The following is a 17,795-nucleotide window of genomic DNA, read 5'->3' on the forward strand; positions in this document are numbered from 1 at the left end:
TCGCGCGGTCCACATGACGCAACTCACATCGAATCTCACTTGCCCCGTGTGCGGGCATCAGGCCTCCGAACGTATGCCCACCGACGCCTGTCAGTTTTTCTACGAGTGCAAGGGCTGCGGTGCGCTGCTGAAGCCGAAAGCAGGAGACTGTTGCGTGTTCTGCTCCTACGGCGATGTCCCCTGCCCGCCGATACAGGAGGCACGAGCCGGGAGACAGGTTGCGTCATGCTGCAGTGGAGCCGTCGATGGCTGACGAATGCAACTCCTGCTCTCCATCTCACGCGAAGGACTGGGCTGGTGATTGGCGCTCGCTGGCCGGGCTTTGGGGAGTTCCTGGCGCGCTCATGCTCGCCGCCGGATTGTTGGGACCGATGCCCCGCACGGTCATTTGGACCATCATGCTGAGCTGGATGGCGGCGGCTTGTTTCGCAAACGCCCGCCGCTGCGGCCGGACTCACTGCCGCATCACAGCGCCGTTCTTCGTTGTGATGGCAATCCTTGTCGTCGGCTACGCAACCGGAACGGTGCCTCTCGGAGAACACGGCTGGCTCATTCTGGGAAGCGTTACCGTTGTCGGTCATGCCGTCCTGTGGTGGGGCAGCGAGCGTGTCTGGGGCACATTCTCGTAATCTTCACCACGGAAACGTTCTTCCTGCAGACGTCGTCCCGCCGTCGCTTACGTCGGAGGTAATTGATCTCCCGACCTGTGAAGGTCTAGGCTCGTCATCATGAGCGCGCAGACCTACGCCATCCATGATGCCGCGACGGGACAGTTCAGTCACCTGCTCAAGCAGTGGCGACACGCGCGCCGTCTCAGCCAGATCGATCTCGCAAGCGAGGCCAATATCTCGGCCAGGCATCTTTGCTTCATGGAGACCGGCCGCGCGCAGCCTAGCCGTGAGATGGTGCAGTTGCTCGGCGCGGCGCTCGAACTGCCGCTCGAAGAGCAGAATGCCCTGCATGTCGCGGCCGGCTTCGTGCCGCCCTACGGCGACCTCGGACTGGAGGCTGTGAATCTGCAGCCGGTACGCCAGGCGCTGGACTTCATTCTCAAGCAGCAGGAGCCCTATCCCGCGATCGTGGTCGATGGACGCTGGGACGTGCGTATCCGCAACGACGCATCGCGGCGCCTGTTCAGGACGTTTCATGCATCCTACGACATGGAGGCCGGCCTCGCCGACAACGCCATGCACGCGGTGTTTCATCCCAGGGGCCTGCGCCCGTTCATCCTGAACTGGGACGAATTCGCCGGCCAGATGATCCAGATCCTTCATCGCGACATCGCGCAAGGGCACCGCGTTGCCGCGCAACTGCTCGACGAAATCGTGGTCTATCCCGGCCTGCCCGCCGACTGGAAGCTGCCGCGTGCGGCCGGATCCGCCTCGCCGGTGATGGCGATGAAGTTGCAGAAGGGCGATCTCCGGCTCGCGTTCTTTTCAACGTTTACGGCGCTCGCAATGCCGACCGACGCCGCGCTGCAGAAGCTGAAGATCGAATGCTTCTTTCCCGCAGACAACGCGACCGCGACAAAAGCCCACGAACTGGCGCTCTGACACGACCGGGAGACGACAATGCAGCAAGCCTTACAGCACCAGGCGTCCGAGGCGATGGGTACCCTGAGTGCGCTGAACGCGCGCTTCATCCACAATTATGTCACGCGTGACGTGACTTCTCACGAAGCCATCCTGCATCCGCGCTTCATCAATATTACGCCCACGGGCCTGCGCCAGGAGCGCGCCGCCTATCTGAGGTTCTGGGCCACCGGATTCGATCCCGACACCATGGTCTACTATGATGTCCGCGATGAACGCATCTCGATCTTCGGTGATGTCGTGCTGGTGCGCGCCACCACCAAGTCCATCCGCCGCCGCGACGGCGAGGACATCATGGGCATGACGACCTATACCGACATCTATCAGTTCGAGAAGGGGACATGGACCTGCATCCAGGCGCAGATCACGCCGGTCGCCCCTGAACACCACCCCGCCGACGATACGATCGTCAACGTCTACATCGACGGACAACTCCAGCAATGAATCTGATGAGCAAGCGGCGCGCAACCTGACGCGCTCGCACACGAAGCCGATACGGCGGCCGAAAAAAGCCAAGCGCCCTGCGACGAAAGCAGCACGCCGCAGGCGTTCCGTCAGCTGCCGCGTCCGAGATAAGAAGCGAGCACGCGACGGCTCTTGGTCAGGTGAGCAATCTGCCGGTCCAGCTCGGCGAGCTTCTGCCGGACGCTGCTCTGCAACTCCCCGCAGGGCTTGAAGCCGGGCGCGCCCGGCAGCGGACAGGGCAGCACCTGTCGAATGCTCGCGAGCGTCAAGCCCGCCTTGTTCAGCAGCGTGATGCGCGCGACCCGATCGACATCGCTCGCGGCATAGAGCCGGTAGCCGGCCGCGGTCCGCTGCGGCTGCAGCAGGCCCTGGCTTTCATAGTAGCGCAGCATCCGAACGCTGACGCCGCTCCGCTGCGACAGCTGGCCGATCCGCATGATCATCTCCGCTTGACCCTGACACTACTGTCAAGGTGTAGCCTCGCGGCGACGACATGAAAAGCAGATCTTGGAAAGGACATTGCGATGCTGAAGCTCACCATTCTGGTTAAACGACGCGCCGATCTCACGCAGGCGCAATTCGATGCGCACTGGCGCGACCGCCACGGCCCACTGGTGCGCTCGCATCAGGACAGCCTGCGGATCCGACGTTATGTGCAGACCGTGCCGCTCGACAATCCGGCGGCGCAGGCCGCGATCCAGGCAAGCCGCGGCAGTATGGCGGCCGACTTCGATGGCTGCGCCGAATTGTGGTGGGACAGCCTGGAGGAGGCCGCGGCGGCGCGGGCGACCCCGGAGGGAGTTCGCGCGCTGCAGGCCCTGATCGAGGACGAGCGCCGCTTCGTCGATCTTTCGCAGAGCGTGCTCTGGTATGGAACCGAGCGACAGGTCATTCCGGACAGCGCCTGACGCTACAAGAAAGCACCGCAGTCCGGCGGCGAAAGCCGCCGGAGCGCGCGCAGATCCTTCGTTTGGATCCTGATCTCGATCAGTGCGTGACCTCGAGTTCGATGACGGTGCCGGTGGGCGCGGGTTCATGTGGCGCCAGCCCGGTGCGGTTGGAATCGGTCCAGTTCGCGAGGTTCACGACCTGTGCCGCCTTGCCTCCGCTTGTCACGGCGTCCGTCGCCGGTTCCAAGATGTTCAGGCCGTGGCGATCGAGCAGGAAAGTGTGGTCCCCGAATAATTCGTTCAGTTGCGGAACCACGGGATGGCTGTCGGGAATCGCCTGGGCTTCGAACTGATCCATGGCTTTCTCGACCTGTGCGGACGTCAATTTCATCGCACACTCCTTTGATGTGGGTTGGATGGTTTTGGATCGCGGGTTGGGCTCCGCGCGATGACGCGGAGCGCATCAGTCACGCATCACGAATGCTCCCACCTCCGAGCTGTCACGCATCAAGGTGGTCCAACGCTGCCGCGGTTCCGTTCACATCGATCCCGCGTGGGCTGCAACGCATCGGCGCATTCGCACATCATGCGTGAGGAGTTTGATTTTTTTCCGGCGGTTTGTTGGCCCGGATCTGATGTTGGCGCGGTATGTCTTTCGACATGCCAGCATCCCCCGAATGGCCAGAACCACGCGGAAGCTGTTTGCACGCCATGCCGCAGGCATGATTTTCAACGCCAGCACGCCAACCCGTACAGGAACAAGCATGCGACCCATGATGCAATCGATGATGCACCCCGCCGCCGCGGTGATGAGCGCTGCGTGACTTCTCGCGGTTCCAGCCGCAAATGCTCAGGCTCCGACGAAGCAGGCTCCGGCCTCCCAGGCACCGAGCAGCGCGCAGACACCCAACGCCCAGGCGCCGAATATTCCAGACCAGAAGCTGGATGCCGCCGCGGCCGCGGTGGAACAGGTCGCCAACGTCAAGAAGGATTACCAGCAGCGCATCGAAGCCGCACCAACACCGGACAAGCAGCGCATCGCCGACGAGGCCAATACGGTGCTGGCGAAAACCGTCACCGATCATGGCCTCACCGTCGAGGAATACACAGCGATCCTGGTGGCGGCGAAGGACGATGCCGGCGTGCGGGAGAAGCTGATCCAGCGCATGAAGCCGCCGGGCAAACAGTAGACGACCCTCGAGGCCCGCTACATTTAAATTTAATCCATTCTGGCAACCGCGCGGACGACCTCGTCGGGAATCGCGAGGCCGTCACGCGCCGCAGTTGCCCGCAATGCAAAGCGACGCTCGCCGGGAAGGCGCGCGCCGCTTTGGCCGGTGATGGACTGCGCGAGCGCCGCAATCAGCGCACCATAACGATCGTGCCCGAATCCGCCCGGGTTGACGGCCAGGATGAATTGGCCGGTGCCGGGCGGACCGCCCTCGCCGTCGAGGAAAGAGCTCGCACCTGCCGATGGATGCGCATTGACCAGCGCGACCGCAAGCACTTCGACCATCAAGGCCAGCGCAGCACCTTTGGCATCGCCGAGCGGCACCATGGTGCCCTTCAGTCCTGCATCGGGATCGGTGGTCGGCCGCCCCTGCGAATCGAGCGCCCACCCCTCGGGAATGCGTTCGCCCTTCTGCTTGGCCGCGACCAGATTGCCGCGCGCGACTTTCGACACCGAGAGATCAATCACGACCGGTGATTCTGCGGGACGCGGTGCGGCGAACGCAATCGGATTGGTGCCGAATACGGCCCTCTCACCACCCCACGGCGCCATCGCCGCCGGCGTGTTGGCGAACAGCAGCGCGACAAGGCCCTGCTCCGCCAACCGCTCGACATGATAACCGGCGGCGCCGCAATGATTGGAACGACGGACAGCGGCCACCGCGATACCCTGGCTGCGCGCGACATCTGGCAAATCGCGGATGGCGAGATCGATCGCGGGATAGGCGTAACCGTCAGCCGCATCGATGGCGAGCACGCCGGGTGCGGTGCGCACGCAGGCGGGCACCGCTTTGCCGTCCACCTTGCCGCTTGTCAGCATGGTGAGATAGGTCGGGATGCGGGTGAGGCCGTGGCCTTTCAAGCCATCCGCTTCCGCCGCGACCAGGGCGCGGGCGACCGACTCGGCGTTGGCGCGGGTGCAGCCGCGGCGCTCGAAGATGTCGGTGGCCCAGGTGATGGCGTCGGGGAGAGAGAGTTTCATGGGTGGCTCCGGTTGGCGCACTCAGGTCCACAATGATTGTAAGAATGATGCACTTCGACACCCAACGTCGTCATGCCCGCACTTGTTGCGGGCATCCACCCCAACACGTCTTACGGCGTCGCAGCAAGGAAGACGTGGATGGCCGGGACAAGCCCGGCCATGACGGTATGGAGTGGCGAGACGCATCGCGTCTCACTCGCTCACGCGCTCCGATATAGCTTGGTCAGCGAAAACTCCCGATGCCCCAGCGCTTCCGCAGCTGTCAGCCGCCCATTCGCGGTGCGCACGATCATGTCAATCAACGCGTCGCCTGCCTGCGAGATGGTGAGGTCACGACGCAGGATGCCGGAGACGTCGCAGTCGATGTGCTCGGGCATGGTGCGGATGGTCTTCGGGTTGCCGGAGATCTTGATCACAGGCACGATCGGATTGCCGATCACATTGCCCTGCCCTGTCGGAAAGGTGTGGATGACATAACCACCCGCCGCCATCAGGGTCACGCATTCGGCGGCAGCCGAGGACGAGTCCATGAAATAGAGTCCGGGGCCCTTGGCCGGCGCTTCGGCGGGCTCAAGGATCTCGATGTATTTCGAGGTGCGGCCGATCTTCTCCAAATTGCCGAGCGCCTTCTCCTCGATGGTGGTGAGGCCACCGGCGATGTTGCCCTTGGTCGGCTGGCTGTCGGAGAGATCGGAGGTCTTGTGCGCCTCGATCACGTCGTCTTGATATGCCTTCCACATGGTGTACCAGCGCTCGCCCAATTCCGGCGTCGCAGCGCGGGCCTTGCACAAATGCTCGGCGCCGGTGATTTCCGAGGTCTCGCCGAACACGCCATAGATGCCTTTCGGCAGGAGCTTGTCATACATGTTGCCGACGGTCGGGCATGACGACAGGCCGGTGGTGGTGTCGGACTCGCCGCACTTGGTCGAGATCCACAGCTCCGAGAGATCGCAGGGTTCGCGCTGCAGCTCAGAAGCCCACTGCACATAATCCTTGGCGATGTAGGACGCTTTCGCGATGGTGGCGATGTCGCCGTGTTCCTCGATGCCGAACCCGACCACCGGCTTTCCCGTTTTGGCAATGCCGTCGACCACCACCTTGGTCCAGCCAGGCTCGATGCCGATCACCACAACGGCTGCGACATTCGGGTTCGATCCGGTCCCGATCAACGTTCGAAAGTGCAGATCGAGATCCTTGCCGAACTGCAGACGACCATAGGCGTGCGGAAGCGCCAGGGTGCCCTTGACGTTGTTGGCCACCGCTTCGCATGCGGCGTTGGAAAGATCGTCCAGCGGCAGGATCAGGACATGATTGCGCACGCCGACACGGCCGTTCTCACGGCGCCAGCCGGTGATGGCGGTGGAGGTTGCGTCGCGCTTGACGGCCGGCGCCTTGTAGGCCGGCATCTCGATGTTGCGGCCGCGCACGTCGGCGAGCGGCGTCCTGGCGGTCTGGAAATTGGCTACGATCGACATGACAACCTCACCAGCGCTTGGTCTTGGCATTGTGGACGTGAAGATGTTCCCCCCGAGCGATCGCGGCCTTGGTGATGCCGACGTCCTCGCCGTACTTCCACACCGTCTCGCCCGCGGGGATGTCCTTCAGCGCCACCTTGTGGCCGATCGGGATATCCATCTTCACAGTGAGGCCGAACGTGGTGTCGTTCTCGGTGATCAGGCACAGCATGTCGGTGCCGGCCTTGAGGCCTTCGATAACGACAACACCGCAATTATCCTTGGGCGAATGAACCAGGCAGTGGGGATGACTCATGGGAATCCCTTCTTGTTCGCAAGTCAGAAACGAAAACTCTGGATTCGTCATGGCCAGGCTTGTCCTGGCCATCCATGTCTTTCTTGCGGTAACGCTGTGAAGACATGGATACCCGGCACAAGGCCGGGCATGACGGAGAACACAAAGCATGCTCCCAGCAGAGGCGGCACGATCGTCCTCCCCCAGTCTTGTATAAGATATAAGACATGTTAGGCTGTCAACCATGAAACGGGCAACGCTGCGTCACGCATCAGGACTGCCTTCGGTCACGGAACGTGCCGCAGCAACGGCCGATTTCCGCCCGCTGTACCGCCAGGTAAAGGACATGCTGGTGGCGCGGATCGCCGACGGCCGCTGGACACCCGAACAGGCCATCCCCAACGAATTTGAGCTCGCCGCTGAACTTGGCGTCAGCCAGGGCACCGTGCGCAAGGCGCTGGACGAGATGGCGGGCGAGAACCTTTTGGTGCGCTACCAGGGCCGCGGCACCTTCGTCGCCAGCCATGACGAGGCGCGCATCCTGTTCCAGTTCTTCAAACTGGTGCCCGATACCGGCGAGAAGGTGTTTCCCGAAAGCACGATCGTCGACACCACGCAGATCAAGGCGCCGCGCGCGACATCCGATGCGCTCGGACTCGACGCAGGCGCGCAGGTGATCCGCATCCGGCGGCTGCGTTCGCTGTCAGGCCGCCCAGTGATATCTGAGACCATCATGCTGCCGGCGACATCGTTCGCCGGCCTCGTGCAGGCGCCGATCCCCAACAACCTCTATCAGCTTTATGCCGCGAAATTCGGCGTGCGGATCGCCCGCGCCCAGGAACGGCTGAAGGCGATCGCACTGTCAGCCAAGCAGGCGCGCGAGCTCGGTGTCGCCGAGTTGACCCCTGCCCTGATGATCGATCGGATCGCTTTTGGTTTGGACGGCCGCCCCATCGAACATCGCATCAGCATTTGCCTGACGGAGGACGCGCATTATCTGTCGGATTTGAAGTGAGATGGGATACGCTTCAACAACGTTGTTGGGCAATGCGCATCAACACCCACATTCGTCATCACCGGGCTTGACCCGGTGATCCAGCTTAAGCGTACAATCGTTGGAGAAAGCTGGATTGTGACCGCGACTTGGCGCAAGCCGCTGAGATCAAGTCCGGCAATGACGTTGTGGGGATGATGCGCATCGAACATCAACTGATCTCTACAAAGAAAACAAAAAACCGCGTCCCCGGGAGGACTCCTAGAATGAATTTCGCGAAACGATGGGTTGCGCTTGTCATTCTTGCTGCGACGACCCTGTTCAGTGCCGCAACCTTCGCGCAGGATTATCCCACCCGCATCATTACCCTGGTCGTGCCATTCGCAGCCGGCGGTCCCTCCGACGTGATCGCGCGGCTGCTGGCCAATTCCATGAGCCAGACCCTGGGCCAGCAGGTGATCATCGAAAACGTGGTCGGCGCCGGCGGCACGGTCGGCGCCGCGCGGGTGGCACGCGCCGCGCCCGACGGCTACACATTGCTGATCCATCATCTGGCGCTGACCGCGGCGCCGAGCCTCTACAACAACCTCACCTATGACACCAGGACCGCATTCGAGCCGGTGGGCCTGGTCAATACCGGGCCGATGGTGCTGGTCGGGCGCAAGACGCTGGAGGCCAAAACCGCGCAGGACCTGATCGCCTACTTCAAGGCGCAGGGCGACAAGGTCACGCTGGCGCATGCCGGCGTCGGCTCCAACGCCCATCTCTGCGCGATTCTTTTGAGCCAGGCGCTCGGCGTGAAGCAGGTGTATGTGCCCTATAACGGCACCGGACCGGCAATGAACGATCTCGTCACCGGCCAGGTCGACGCGCTGTGCGACCAGTCGACCACCGCGGTGCCGCAGATCATCGGCGGCAACGTCAAGGGATACATCGTGACATCGGAGCAGCCGCTCGACGTCATCAAGGACGTGGCGACCGCAAGGATTGCCGGCGTGCCCTCCTTCGACATGGCGATCTGGCACGGCCTCTATGTGCCGAAGGATACCCCGCGCGAAGTTGTGCTGAAACTCAACGCGGCACTGGGCAAGGCGCTGACCGAACCGCTGGTGCTGGAGCGATTCAAGGCAGTGGGCACCACGCCGTTTCCGAAAACGGAATGGTCGCCGCAGGCTCACAGCAAGCGGTTTCTTGCCGAGATCGATCGCTGGGGCCGGCTGCTGAAGGTGGCGGGGGTGACGCCGGCGACGGCGAGGTAGCGCTGCCGGGATTGCGAGGGCGCCCTACCCGTAGAGCACCCTCGGCAGGATGGTGACGATGCTCGGGAACAGCGTCAGCAGCAGCACGAAGCTGACCATGATGATCAGATATGGCATCGTCACCCGCGCGATATAGCCGAGGCCGTCGTCGGTCAGGCCCTGGATGACGAACAGATTGAAGCCGACCGGCGGCGTGATCTGCGCCATCTCGACGGCAAGCACCAGAAAAATGCCGAACCAGACCTCGTCGAAGCCCGCGGCCTTCACGATTGGCAGCACGATCGGCAGGGTCATCACAATCATCGAGAAGCCGTCAAGGAAGCAGCCGAGCACGAGATAAAAGCCGACCAGCACCACGATCAGCATGAACGGCGACAGGCCCAGGCCCTTCACGAAGGCGGCCACCGCCTGCGGAATGCCGAGGAACGCCGCGGCGTTGCCGAGAATCGAAGCGCCGAGCACGATCAGCGCAATCATCGAGCAGGTGACGACAGAGCCGATGATGACGTCGCGCATCACCTGCCGGCTCATGGATCCCTGCCCCCAGGCGACCAGCGCTGCGCCGAGCACGCCGACGGCGGCCGCCTCCGAGGGCGTGGCAAGGCCGCCATACATCGAGCCGAGCACGCAGGCGATCAGGAACAGCGCCGGCGCGAGGTCCTTCAGGGCGGCGAAGCGTTCGCTCCACGGGACCTGCGCGAGCTTCGCCTCGGTCTCCGGCACCAGCGTGCCGTTCAGCGCCGTGTGCAGCATCACCCAGGCCATGAAGGTCCCCGCCAGCAACAGCCCCGGAAGCACGCCGGCGGTGAACAGCTTCAGGATCGAGACATCGCCGAGCACGCCATAGATGATCATGATGTTGGACGGCGGGATCAGGAAGCCGAGGGTGCCGGCGCCCGCAAGCGAGCCGATCGCGATGTCGCGGGAATAACCCCGGCGCAGCAGCTCGTTGAGCGACATGCGGCCGATCACCTGCGTCGTCGCCGCCGACGAGCCGGAGATCGCCGCGAAGATGGTGCAGCCGATCACGTTGACATGCAGGAGACGCCCCGGCAGCAGGCCGGCCCATGGCGCGAGTCCCTGGAACAGCGACCGCGACAGGCGGGTGCGAAACAGCAGTTCGCCCATCAGGATGAACAGCGGCAGCGCCAGCAGCTCCTGCGTGGTGAGGATGTTCCAGGCGTATTGCGGCAAGAGCTTGTCGAGCGGGATCGAACGGAACATCGCCAACAGCAGCGTGGCCGTCATCGCGAGCGTGAGCCCGATCCAGAGACCGCCCGCCAGCAGCGCGAACAGGATGGCGAACAGACTGACGACTTCGATGGTCATGGGAGGCGCGCAATCATTCGACGGGTGAGGCCTTCATGCGATGGTCTTCCAGCGGCAGGCCGAGCGCCGCCTGGATGGCGCGGGCCAGGAACTGCAGGGTAAGCAGCAGCATGCCGAAGGTGACGACGGCTTGCGGAAACCACAGCGGCGTGTCGCTGGATGTCGACACCTGCCCGCGGACGAAGGAGCCCCAAGCGAACTTGACCATCGCCGAGGTCAGGAACGCCATGAAGACGAAGCCGGCCAGGGCCGCAAGGATCTCGAGCGCGCGCCGCAGCGGCGCCGGAACATTCTTCAACAGCAGCACCACGCGGATGTGGCCGCCGACGCGCAGCGTCATGGCGGCACCGAAGGTGAAGGACGCCGCCATCAGATAGGAGGAATATTCCCACGCGATCGAGATGCTCGGGGGAAAGAACGGCAGCACATTCGACAGACAGCGGGTCGCGACCTCGGCGAGCATCAGCAGCGTCAGCGCCAGGAGACAGCCGCCGCCGATCCAGCCGTCGAGCCGGCCCAGGCGATCGATGGCGTCGAGCAGAAAACGCAGCGGCGCCGGCGCCGCCGCATTCAGGCTTTCCGGAGGAGCAGGCAGCACGGACGCCACGGCGCAGCCCCTAGCGCTTCATGTCGGCGAGATAAGCGCGCACCGGTTTGTCCGCCGCGGGCACGCGCTTGAGGAAGGTATCGAGCAGCGGTGCGGTCCTGGTGCGGATCTCCGTCATCATCGCGTCAGGCACCGGCACCACCTCCATGCCGCCCTCCTTGAGGCGGTTGAGGCTGTCGACATCGGCTTTCAGCGAGTTCGCCCAGAAACCCGGCTCCATCTTCGCGGCGATGCCGGCGATCAGCTGCTGCTGATCCGCGCTCAACGCCTTCCAGGAATCGAGATTGACGGTGAGCATCTGCGACGACCAGACGTGGTTGGTCGGATAGACGTATTTCAGGAACTCCCAGAACTTGCCGTCAACGCCCGACACCGCCGAGGTCGACACGCCGGCGACCGCGCCAGAGGCCAGAGCCGGAATGGTCTCGCCCCAGGGGATCATCACCGGCGCCATGCCGACCGCATTGAGCATGTCGACATTGTTCTTGTCGGGCACCCGGATCTTGATGTTCTTCAGGCCCTCGACACTTGCAACCTTCACCTTGAGGTGCAGGTACTGGGTCGGCCAGGGCACGATGTAGAGAATCTTCTGGTTGTTGCGCGCGGCGATCTTGTCGTATTCGGGCCGCACGTATTTGTGCAGAGCCTTCAGCTCCTCCATGGAGCCGGCGAGAAACGGAATGCTTTCGACGCCCATGAAGGGCTCGTCGCCGACCTGCTGGATGTTGAGCACGTCGGCGAGCGGCACCAGGCCATCGCGCACGGCGCGCAAGTGCTCGGGCCCCTTGAAGCCGAGCTGGCCGCCGGCCTTCACGGTGATGGTGACGGTGCCGCCGGTTTCCTTCTTGACGGCGTCAGCGAACGCCATGGCGTTCTGGGTGTGGAAATTGCCGTCCGGCCACACCGTCGACATATCCCAGCTCGCCGTGGCCGCCCGCGCTTGCGTCGAGACCTGGCCGGCGGCGAGCATCACCGCAGCACCCGTGGTGAAAGTCCGCCGTGTGATCATACGCCCCTCCGGTTTGAAAATTGAAACGCGTCAGCCCGCGGCGCCGTAAACCGCAGCCGCGTTCTCGCTGGAGACGAGACCGCTGTCGACGTCGTCGCGCACGTTTTGCGGCGCGCGTGCCCTGGGATCGCCGATCCCGGCGCCGCCGGGCGTCATCACCACCAGCCGGTCGTCCGGCGGCACGGTCTGGAACCCCTTGCCGCGCAGCTTGCGGCCCGACTTCAGCCCGACATAGCCGGCCTCGCCGTCGCGGCCGCCATCGCGGCCGCGCGGCGGATGATCGATGCGGTCGAACGCCGCAAGGATGTCAAACGGCGCATCGACGCCGCTGCCAACCTCGATGATCTGGCCGAGGCCGCCGCGGGTGCGGCCGGCGCCGCCGGAATCGGGACGCAGTTCCTTGCGCCAGAAGATCAGCGGCGTCTGCGTCTCCGCGATCTCCACCGGCGTGCCGCGCACACCGCTGGGATAGGCGGTCGCCGACAGTCCGTCCTTGGCGAAGCGCGCCCCGGTGCCGCCATTGCTGGTGACCGCCATGGAGAATCCGTAGTTGCCGCCGGCGCCGCTGCGGGTCTGCCCGCGCACATTGAGATTCCACAGGCAGGAGGTGCCCTCCGCCGGCACCCGCTCCGGAATGATCTGACGCAGACAGCCGAACACAACATCCGGCAGCATCTGGCCGATGACATGGCGCGACGCGACCGGCGCCGGCTTCGGCGCATTGAGGATCGCGCCCGCGGGCGCCGAAACCGTCAGCGGCGACAGCGACCCCGCATTGTTCGGAATCTGCGAGGCGACCACGCAACCGAGCCCGAACACGGTGTAGGCGGTGGTGTAGGACAGCGGCACGTTGATGCCGAACTTCGAGGCATTCGATGTGCCGCCGAAATCGACATGGATGCCCTCGTCCGAGATGGTCAGCGCCGCCGCGAGCGTCACCGGCTCATCATAGCCGTCGACCACCATGCTGTTGCGCCAGACGCCTTTCGGCAGCTTGGCGATCTCGGCGAGCACCGCCTCGCGCGACCGGTCGCAGATGTAATCACCAAGACCATCGAGCGACGAGGTGCCAAACTCGCTCATCATCTCGACCAGGCGCTGGCAGCCGACATCGTTGCAGCCCGCCAGCGAATAGGTATCACCTTCGGTGTCGATCGGCAGGCGGGTGTTGCTGCGGATCATCGCCATCAGCGTCTCGTTGACCACGCCGCGGTCAATCAGCTTCAGCATCGGGATATACAGCCCCTCCATGAACACGTCGGTGCCATCCGGCCCGAAGCCGATGCCGCCGATGTCCATCAGGTGACTGGTGCAGGAGAACAGCGCCACCAGTTGGCCGTCCTTGAAGCAGGGTGTGGTGACGACAAAGTCGTTGAGATGGCCGGTGCCCATCCAGGGATCGTTGGTGATGTAGGCGTCGCCTTCCTGCATCGTCTCCAGCGGAAAGTGCGCGATGAAATGCTTGACCGACTCGGCCATGGAATTGACGTGACCGGGCGTGCCGGTGACGGCCTGCGCCAGCATGCGTCCCCTGACGTCGAACACGCCGGCGGAGAGATCGCCGCATTCGCGCACGATCGGGCTGAAGGCGGTGCGCAGCAGCACCTGCGCCTGTTCCTCGACCACGGCGATCAGCCGGTGCCACATGATCTGCAGATCGATCAGGCTCGCGCCATTCGTCTCGCTCATGATCAGGCTGCCTTCCGTTCCATCTTGCGTTCCATGACGATGCTGCCGGCACCGTCGATATGCGCGTCGAAACTCATCGAGACGAAGGTCGAGGTCTCGTCTTCCGCGATCACCGCGGGGCCTGCGATGGTCGCGCCCGGCGCCATCTGGTCGCGGCGGTAGAGCGGGATCTCGATGACATGCCCGGCACGTCCGTCGAAGAACTTGCGGCTGCCCGCCGCCTTGCCGGCCGGCCGGCGTGTCACCTCGGCGACGCGCGGCGGATTGCGGGGCTCGGTGGTGGCGAGCACCGACCAGCTCAGCGCCTCGATCGCCGCTCCTGGGATCGGCCGCTCGAACAGCGCGGCATAATCGGTCTCGAACGCCTGACGCAGGCCCGTGAGATCGGCTTGCGTCAGCGGCCGGTTCGGCAGTTCCACCGTGATCTCGTGGCCCTGCCCGACATAGCGCATGAAGGCGACGCGACGCTCGCGCACCGGCGCACCGGCAGCACCTGGCTCCACCAGCGCGCGCGCCTCGGTCACCATCTGCTGCAGGAGATCCGACACCGCCGCGACATCGAAATCATCCAGCCGGACATGGCGGCTGCGCACCAGCTCATAGGCGATCGGCGCCGCGAGGAAACCCACCGCCGAGCCGACGCCGGCATTGGACGGCACGATGACGCGCGAGACGCCAATTTTTTCGGCAACGCGGGCGGCATGCAGCGGCGCGGCGCCGCCGAACGCGATCAATGTGTGCTGGCCGACCACGGCACCGCGCTCGACCGCATGCACGCGCGCCGCGCTCGCCATGTTCTCGCAGACCACCTCGTGGACGGCGTAGGCCGCGGTTTCCGCCGACAATCCCAACGGCGCGCCGATGTCGCGCAGCAGCGCCTGCTTCGACAGCTCGGGGCTCAGCGTGATGGTGCCGCCGGCAAAGGCATCGGGATCGATCATACCGAGCGCGACATCGGCGTCGGTCACGGCGGGACGCTCGCCGCCGCGGCCGTAGCACGCGGGCCCCGGCTCCGATGACGCACTTTCGGGCCCGACGGTGACGCGCTTCAAGGCGTCGATGTGGGCGATCGAGCCGCCGCCGGCGCCAATCTCGACCATCTCGATCACGGGAATGCGCACCGGCAGGCCCGAGCCTTTCAGGAAACGCGCGGCGCGATCGACCTCGAACACCCGCGAGGTCTCCGGCCGATATTTTTCGATCAGGCAGATTTTTGCGGTGGTGCCGCCCATGTCGAACGACAGCACCCGGCTCTCGCCGAGACGCGAGGCGATCTGCGCCGCGAAGATCGCACCGCCCGCAGGCCCCGACTCGACGAGCCGCACCGGGAAGCGCCGCGCCGTCTCGATCGAGGTGACGCCGCCGCCTGACGTGACGAGATAGATGGCGCCGCGGTACTGCTCGACCTGCAGCGCATCCGCCATGCGCGCGAGATAGCCGTCGATCAAAGGCTGCACATAGGCGTTGGCGACTGCGGTGGACGTGCGCTCATATTCGCGGATCTCCGGGCACACCGCCGAGGAGAGCGTCACCCGGATCTCCGGCATCTCCTCCTGCAGGACCACGGCAGCGCGCCGCTCATGCTCGGGATTGGCATAGGAATGCAGGAAGGCGAAGGCGACACTCTCCACCTTCCGCGCGCGCAGCTCCGGCACGAGCGCGCGCACGGCCGCTTCATCGAGCGGCAGGCGCACGGCGCCGTGCGCATCGACGCGCTCCGGCACGGTGAAGCGCAGCGCGCGCGGCACCAGCGGCTTCGGCTTGTCGATGCTGAGGTCATACTGGTCGTAGCGGCTCTCGGTGCCGATATCGAGCACGTCGCGAAAGCCTTCCGTCGCCACCAGCGCCGTTGTCGCCCCGCGGCGCTCGATGATGGCGTTGGTCGCCAGCGTCGTGCCATGAATAAAGACGTCGATGTCGCAGATATGCGCACTCGCGTCAGCCAGAATCAGCCGCATGCCGTCCAGCACCGCCTGTTCCGGCCGCGCCGGCGTGGTCAGCACCTTGCGCGTCCTGCGATCCGGCCCCACGTCCAGCACGATATCCGTGAACGTGCCCCCGATATCGACCGCAAGCCGGACTTCGGCTCCCTCAAGCATTTCCAAATCTCCGCGCACTCGCTGAACGAACTGAGCCGACTGTGCAGCAATTTATGTGCCAATGTCCATGCGGGCAGCGATGCGCCCAGCCATTTTGCCAAACGCCCCCTGCGCAGGCGCATCAGGGTGTCGCAGCAACGACCGCGTGCAAAAAAGCGCTCGCACCCGCCTGTTTGGCGCGGCCGTTCTGCTGTATCCTGGGGAATTCTTGCAGGACCGGAAAAGTGAAGTCTCGGAATCCGGGACTGAAGACATATGGATGGTCGCAAGCCGGGAGGATTCCGTGGCCGCCCCAATCGACGAACTGAAAACCACGATCGCGGATCTGAAACAGCAGCGCAACGCCCTGTTGTCGGACTACAGGGAAGCGATTGCCGCATACGAGCAGACCAAAGCCGAAGAGCTGAAAGATCGCGCGCTCGAAGCGCACAGCGCGGCGTCGAAAATCAACGACGACATCAATGAACTTGAAGTCCAGCTTGCGGACCTGGAAGATTCCGGGATGTGAGGCGGCGTCATCATCGTGATGAAGAAATTCTGAACGCGATATCAGCTGTTTTGCCGATGCGGTTAAGGCTCCGTGGCGGTTGCGCCGGTTACGCTGCCCGATAGCCAATGAGGGCCGCATGACGACCATCAGCAGTTCGACCGCCTCGCAATCGCAGGCCGCATACACGCAGGCCCAGGACCGAATGGCCGAAAACCAGCAGCGGCTTGCCGCAAACCAGGCCGCGAGAGCTGAGGCGGACAATCGCGCGGCCGACCAGGTGGCTTCGGACAAGGCCAATCAGCAGGCGGCGGCGAAAATTTCTAGCGCAGCACAAAGCGCCGGGCTGGTGGACATTACGGTCTAATCGAGCGTCTTCCGACTAACTCAGCGCAAACCCTTCAGCGTGTCGGCAATCTTGCGCTGTGCGGCCTCCGGCAGCGGCAGGATCGGCCGCGGCGGCTCCGCGCGGCAGATGTCCAGCAAACCGGCCGCCGCATACATCACGCGCAGGCTGGAAAACTCCTTGCAGAGAGCCCACAGCGGGGCCATCTCCCCGTCCAGCCGCCAGGCTTCATCGGCACGGCCCGCCTGAGCGGCCCGCACGATCGCCAGACAACTGCGCGGGAACAGGCCGGCTGCAACGCTGTACCAGGCGTCGGCGCCCGCCAGCAGCATCGCCACCGATTTCCAGTCGGCGGCGTAGCCCACCGAGAAACCAGCCGGCACCACCTTGCGCATGTCAGCGAGATCCGCCGCCGCCAGCTCCGGTTCGGGTGCCGTGCTCTTCACCGCCACCACGCCAGGGATCTGTGCCAGCCGGCCGACCAGAGCCGGCGTGAACTTGAAATGCGTGGTGCTGAAATTATCGTAGATCCACAGCGGCAGGCCACTCGCGCGCGCCACCGTCGCGAAGTGCTCGAACACCTCGTCATCCGTCAGCGGCGTATAGGACACCGGCGCGAGCAGCCCGCCCGCCGCACCAGCCGCCTTGGCATCCTGCGCCAGCTGAACCGCTTCATCGGTGCGCAGCGCGCCGACCCCGACCAGAATCGGCGTCTCGCCGCGCGCCGTCTCCATCGCCACCTCGATGGCCCGGCGACGCTCGGTCCGCGTGAGGTAAGGATATGATCCGGTGCTGCCGAGCAGGCCGATGGAATCCACCTTGGCCGCGACAAGCCGCGCCAGCAGCTTGCGCAAGGCATCGGTATCAACACGGCCACTGGCATCCGACGGCGTGATCGGAAACGCGGACAGACCCTTGAACACCATCACTGATTCCCTCCATTGAGCGCTGAGGGCGTGAGGCACCCCATCTGGACGGTGAATCTAGCAGGTCGATCAGACATCTCAAGCGACCGGCCCACGGGCCAGCATTGCGACCAGGGATCATCAGGTGCTTTTACCATCATGA

Annotated in this window: 21 protein-coding genes; 10 read left to right on the top strand and 11 right to left on the bottom strand. The window is 64.4% G+C overall.

Translation table 11 applies throughout. The features are described from left to right. Positions 1 to 13 precede the first annotated feature (13 nt). The 4 genes from RS897_RS41610 to RS897_RS41625 all read left to right on the top strand — a co-directional run bounded on the left by RS897_RS41610 (position 14) and on the right by RS897_RS41625 (position 2,036). Positions 14 to 253, top strand: coding sequence for a GDCCVxC domain-containing (seleno)protein (locus RS897_RS41610; protein WP_315834463.1), 240 nt, complete (start codon positions 14 to 16; stop codon positions 251 to 253). Next, on the top strand, positions 246 to 629 hold the full coding sequence (locus RS897_RS41615; RefSeq protein WP_315834464.1) for a hypothetical protein: 384 nt from the start codon (positions 246 to 248) through the stop codon (positions 627 to 629). The genes RS897_RS41610 and RS897_RS41615 overlap by 8 nt, the downstream gene beginning before the upstream one ends. 99 nt (positions 630 to 728) lie before the next feature. Continuing rightward, positions 729 to 1,553 (top strand): helix-turn-helix domain-containing protein, encoded by an 825-nt coding sequence (locus RS897_RS41620; protein WP_315834465.1) that lies wholly within the window; start codon positions 729 to 731, stop codon positions 1,551 to 1,553. 18 nt (positions 1,554 to 1,571) lie between these two features. Continuing rightward, positions 1,572 to 2,036: a nuclear transport factor 2 family protein gene (locus RS897_RS41625; protein WP_315834466.1), complete on the top strand. Its 465-nt coding sequence runs from the start codon at positions 1,572 to 1,574 to the stop codon at positions 2,034 to 2,036. Between the two features lie 110 nt (positions 2,037 to 2,146). Here the strand turns inward: RS897_RS41625 and RS897_RS41630 are convergent, their stop codons facing one another. Next, a complete protein-coding gene (locus tag RS897_RS41630) occupies positions 2,147 to 2,494 on the bottom strand; it encodes a MerR family transcriptional regulator (protein WP_315834467.1) in 348 nt (115 codons plus the stop codon). A gap of 87 nt (positions 2,495 to 2,581) precedes the next feature. Here RS897_RS41630 and RS897_RS41635 point away from each other — a divergent pair, with 87 nt between their 5' ends. Then, positions 2,582 to 2,965, top strand: a complete 384-nt coding sequence (locus tag RS897_RS41635) for an EthD domain-containing protein (RefSeq protein WP_315834468.1) — start codon at positions 2,582 to 2,584, stop codon at positions 2,963 to 2,965. Positions 2,966 to 3,044: 79 nt separating this feature from the next. On the opposite strand, the gene RS897_RS41640 is transcribed toward RS897_RS41635, so the two are convergent. Next, positions 3,045 to 3,338 carry a hypothetical protein gene (locus tag RS897_RS41640; protein WP_315834469.1) on the bottom strand — a complete coding sequence of 98 codons (294 nt, stop codon included), beginning with the start codon at positions 3,336 to 3,338 and terminating at the stop codon, positions 3,045 to 3,047. A 550-nt stretch (positions 3,339 to 3,888) separates the two neighbouring features. Here RS897_RS41640 and RS897_RS41645 point away from each other — a divergent pair. Further along, positions 3,889 to 4,137 carry a DUF4168 domain-containing protein gene (locus RS897_RS41645; protein ID WP_315838920.1) on the top strand — a complete coding sequence of 83 codons (249 nt, stop codon included), beginning with the start codon at positions 3,889 to 3,891 and terminating at the stop codon, positions 4,135 to 4,137. A 29-nt stretch (positions 4,138 to 4,166) separates the two neighbouring features. Here the strand turns inward: RS897_RS41645 and RS897_RS41650 are convergent, their stop codons facing one another. The 3 genes from RS897_RS41650 to RS897_RS41660 all read right to left on the bottom strand — a co-directional run bounded on the left by RS897_RS41650 (position 4,167) and on the right by RS897_RS41660 (position 6,929). Continuing rightward, complete coding sequence (locus RS897_RS41650) at positions 4,167 to 5,159, bottom strand: Ldh family oxidoreductase (RefSeq protein WP_315834470.1); 993 nt, start codon at positions 5,157 to 5,159, stop codon at positions 4,167 to 4,169. Positions 5,160 to 5,359: 200 nt separating this feature from the next. Then, entirely contained in the window at positions 5,360 to 6,565 is a 1,206-nt protein-coding gene (locus tag RS897_RS41655; protein WP_315838921.1) for a UxaA family hydrolase, read from the bottom strand. A 76-nt stretch (positions 6,566 to 6,641) separates the two neighbouring features. Continuing rightward, entirely contained in the window at positions 6,642 to 6,929 is a 288-nt protein-coding gene (locus RS897_RS41660) for a UxaA family hydrolase (protein WP_315834471.1), read from the bottom strand. Between the two features lie 223 nt (positions 6,930 to 7,152). Between RS897_RS41660 and RS897_RS41665 the strand changes: the two genes are divergently transcribed. Both RS897_RS41665 and RS897_RS41670 read left to right on the top strand, forming a co-directional pair. Beyond that, complete coding sequence (locus tag RS897_RS41665) at positions 7,153 to 7,923, top strand: GntR family transcriptional regulator (protein WP_315834472.1); 771 nt, start codon at positions 7,153 to 7,155, stop codon at positions 7,921 to 7,923. Positions 7,924 to 8,168: 245 nt separating this feature from the next. Continuing rightward, positions 8,169 to 9,161 (top strand): tripartite tricarboxylate transporter substrate-binding protein, encoded by a 993-nt coding sequence (locus RS897_RS41670; RefSeq protein WP_315834473.1) that lies wholly within the window; start codon positions 8,169 to 8,171, stop codon positions 9,159 to 9,161. 24 nt (positions 9,162 to 9,185) lie between these two features. Here the strand turns inward: RS897_RS41670 and RS897_RS41675 are convergent, their stop codons facing one another. The 5 genes from RS897_RS41675 to RS897_RS41695 are packed head-to-tail and all read right to left on the bottom strand — an operon-like array spanning position 9,186 to position 15,894. Continuing rightward, the gene (locus RS897_RS41675; protein WP_315834474.1) at positions 9,186 to 10,490 is read right to left on the bottom strand and encodes a TRAP transporter large permease; all 1,305 of its coding nucleotides are present in this window, start codon (positions 10,488 to 10,490) and stop codon (positions 9,186 to 9,188) included. Positions 10,491 to 10,503: 13 nt separating this feature from the next. Continuing rightward, positions 10,504 to 11,097, bottom strand: coding sequence for a TRAP transporter small permease subunit (locus RS897_RS41680; protein WP_315834475.1), 594 nt, complete (start codon positions 11,095 to 11,097; stop codon positions 10,504 to 10,506). Between the two features lie 10 nt (positions 11,098 to 11,107). Next, positions 11,108 to 12,106: a TRAP transporter substrate-binding protein gene (locus tag RS897_RS41685; RefSeq protein ID WP_315834476.1), complete on the bottom strand. Its 999-nt coding sequence runs from the start codon at positions 12,104 to 12,106 to the stop codon at positions 11,108 to 11,110. Between the two features lie 30 nt (positions 12,107 to 12,136). Further along, positions 12,137 to 13,795, bottom strand: a complete 1,659-nt coding sequence (locus RS897_RS41690; RefSeq protein ID WP_315834477.1) for a hydantoinase B/oxoprolinase family protein — start codon at positions 13,793 to 13,795, stop codon at positions 12,137 to 12,139. A gap of 2 nt (positions 13,796 to 13,797) precedes the next feature. Then, entirely contained in the window at positions 13,798 to 15,894 is a 2,097-nt protein-coding gene (locus tag RS897_RS41695) for a hydantoinase/oxoprolinase family protein (protein WP_315834478.1), read from the bottom strand. A 79-nt stretch (positions 15,895 to 15,973) separates the two neighbouring features. Here RS897_RS41695 and RS897_RS41700 point away from each other — a divergent pair, with 79 nt between their 5' ends. Together RS897_RS41700 and RS897_RS41705 are read left to right on the top strand one after the other, a co-directional pair. Further along, positions 15,974 to 16,402 carry a hypothetical protein gene (locus tag RS897_RS41700; protein WP_315834479.1) on the top strand — a complete coding sequence of 143 codons (429 nt, stop codon included), beginning with the start codon at positions 15,974 to 15,976 and terminating at the stop codon, positions 16,400 to 16,402. A 118-nt stretch (positions 16,403 to 16,520) separates the two neighbouring features. After that, positions 16,521 to 16,748 (top strand): hypothetical protein, encoded by a 228-nt coding sequence (locus tag RS897_RS41705; RefSeq protein WP_315834480.1) that lies wholly within the window; start codon positions 16,521 to 16,523, stop codon positions 16,746 to 16,748. A 20-nt stretch (positions 16,749 to 16,768) separates the two neighbouring features. Here RS897_RS41705 and RS897_RS41710 read toward each other — a convergent pair whose 3' ends face one another. Next, on the bottom strand, positions 16,769 to 17,656 hold the full coding sequence (locus RS897_RS41710; protein WP_315834481.1) for a dihydrodipicolinate synthase family protein: 888 nt from the start codon (positions 17,654 to 17,656) through the stop codon (positions 16,769 to 16,771). Positions 17,657 to 17,795: the final 139 nt, after the last annotated feature.

The sequence above is a fragment of the Bradyrhizobium prioriisuperbiae genome (genome assembly GCF_032397745.1).
Lineage (GTDB): Bacteria > Pseudomonadota > Alphaproteobacteria > Rhizobiales > Xanthobacteraceae > Bradyrhizobium_A > Bradyrhizobium_A prioriisuperbiae.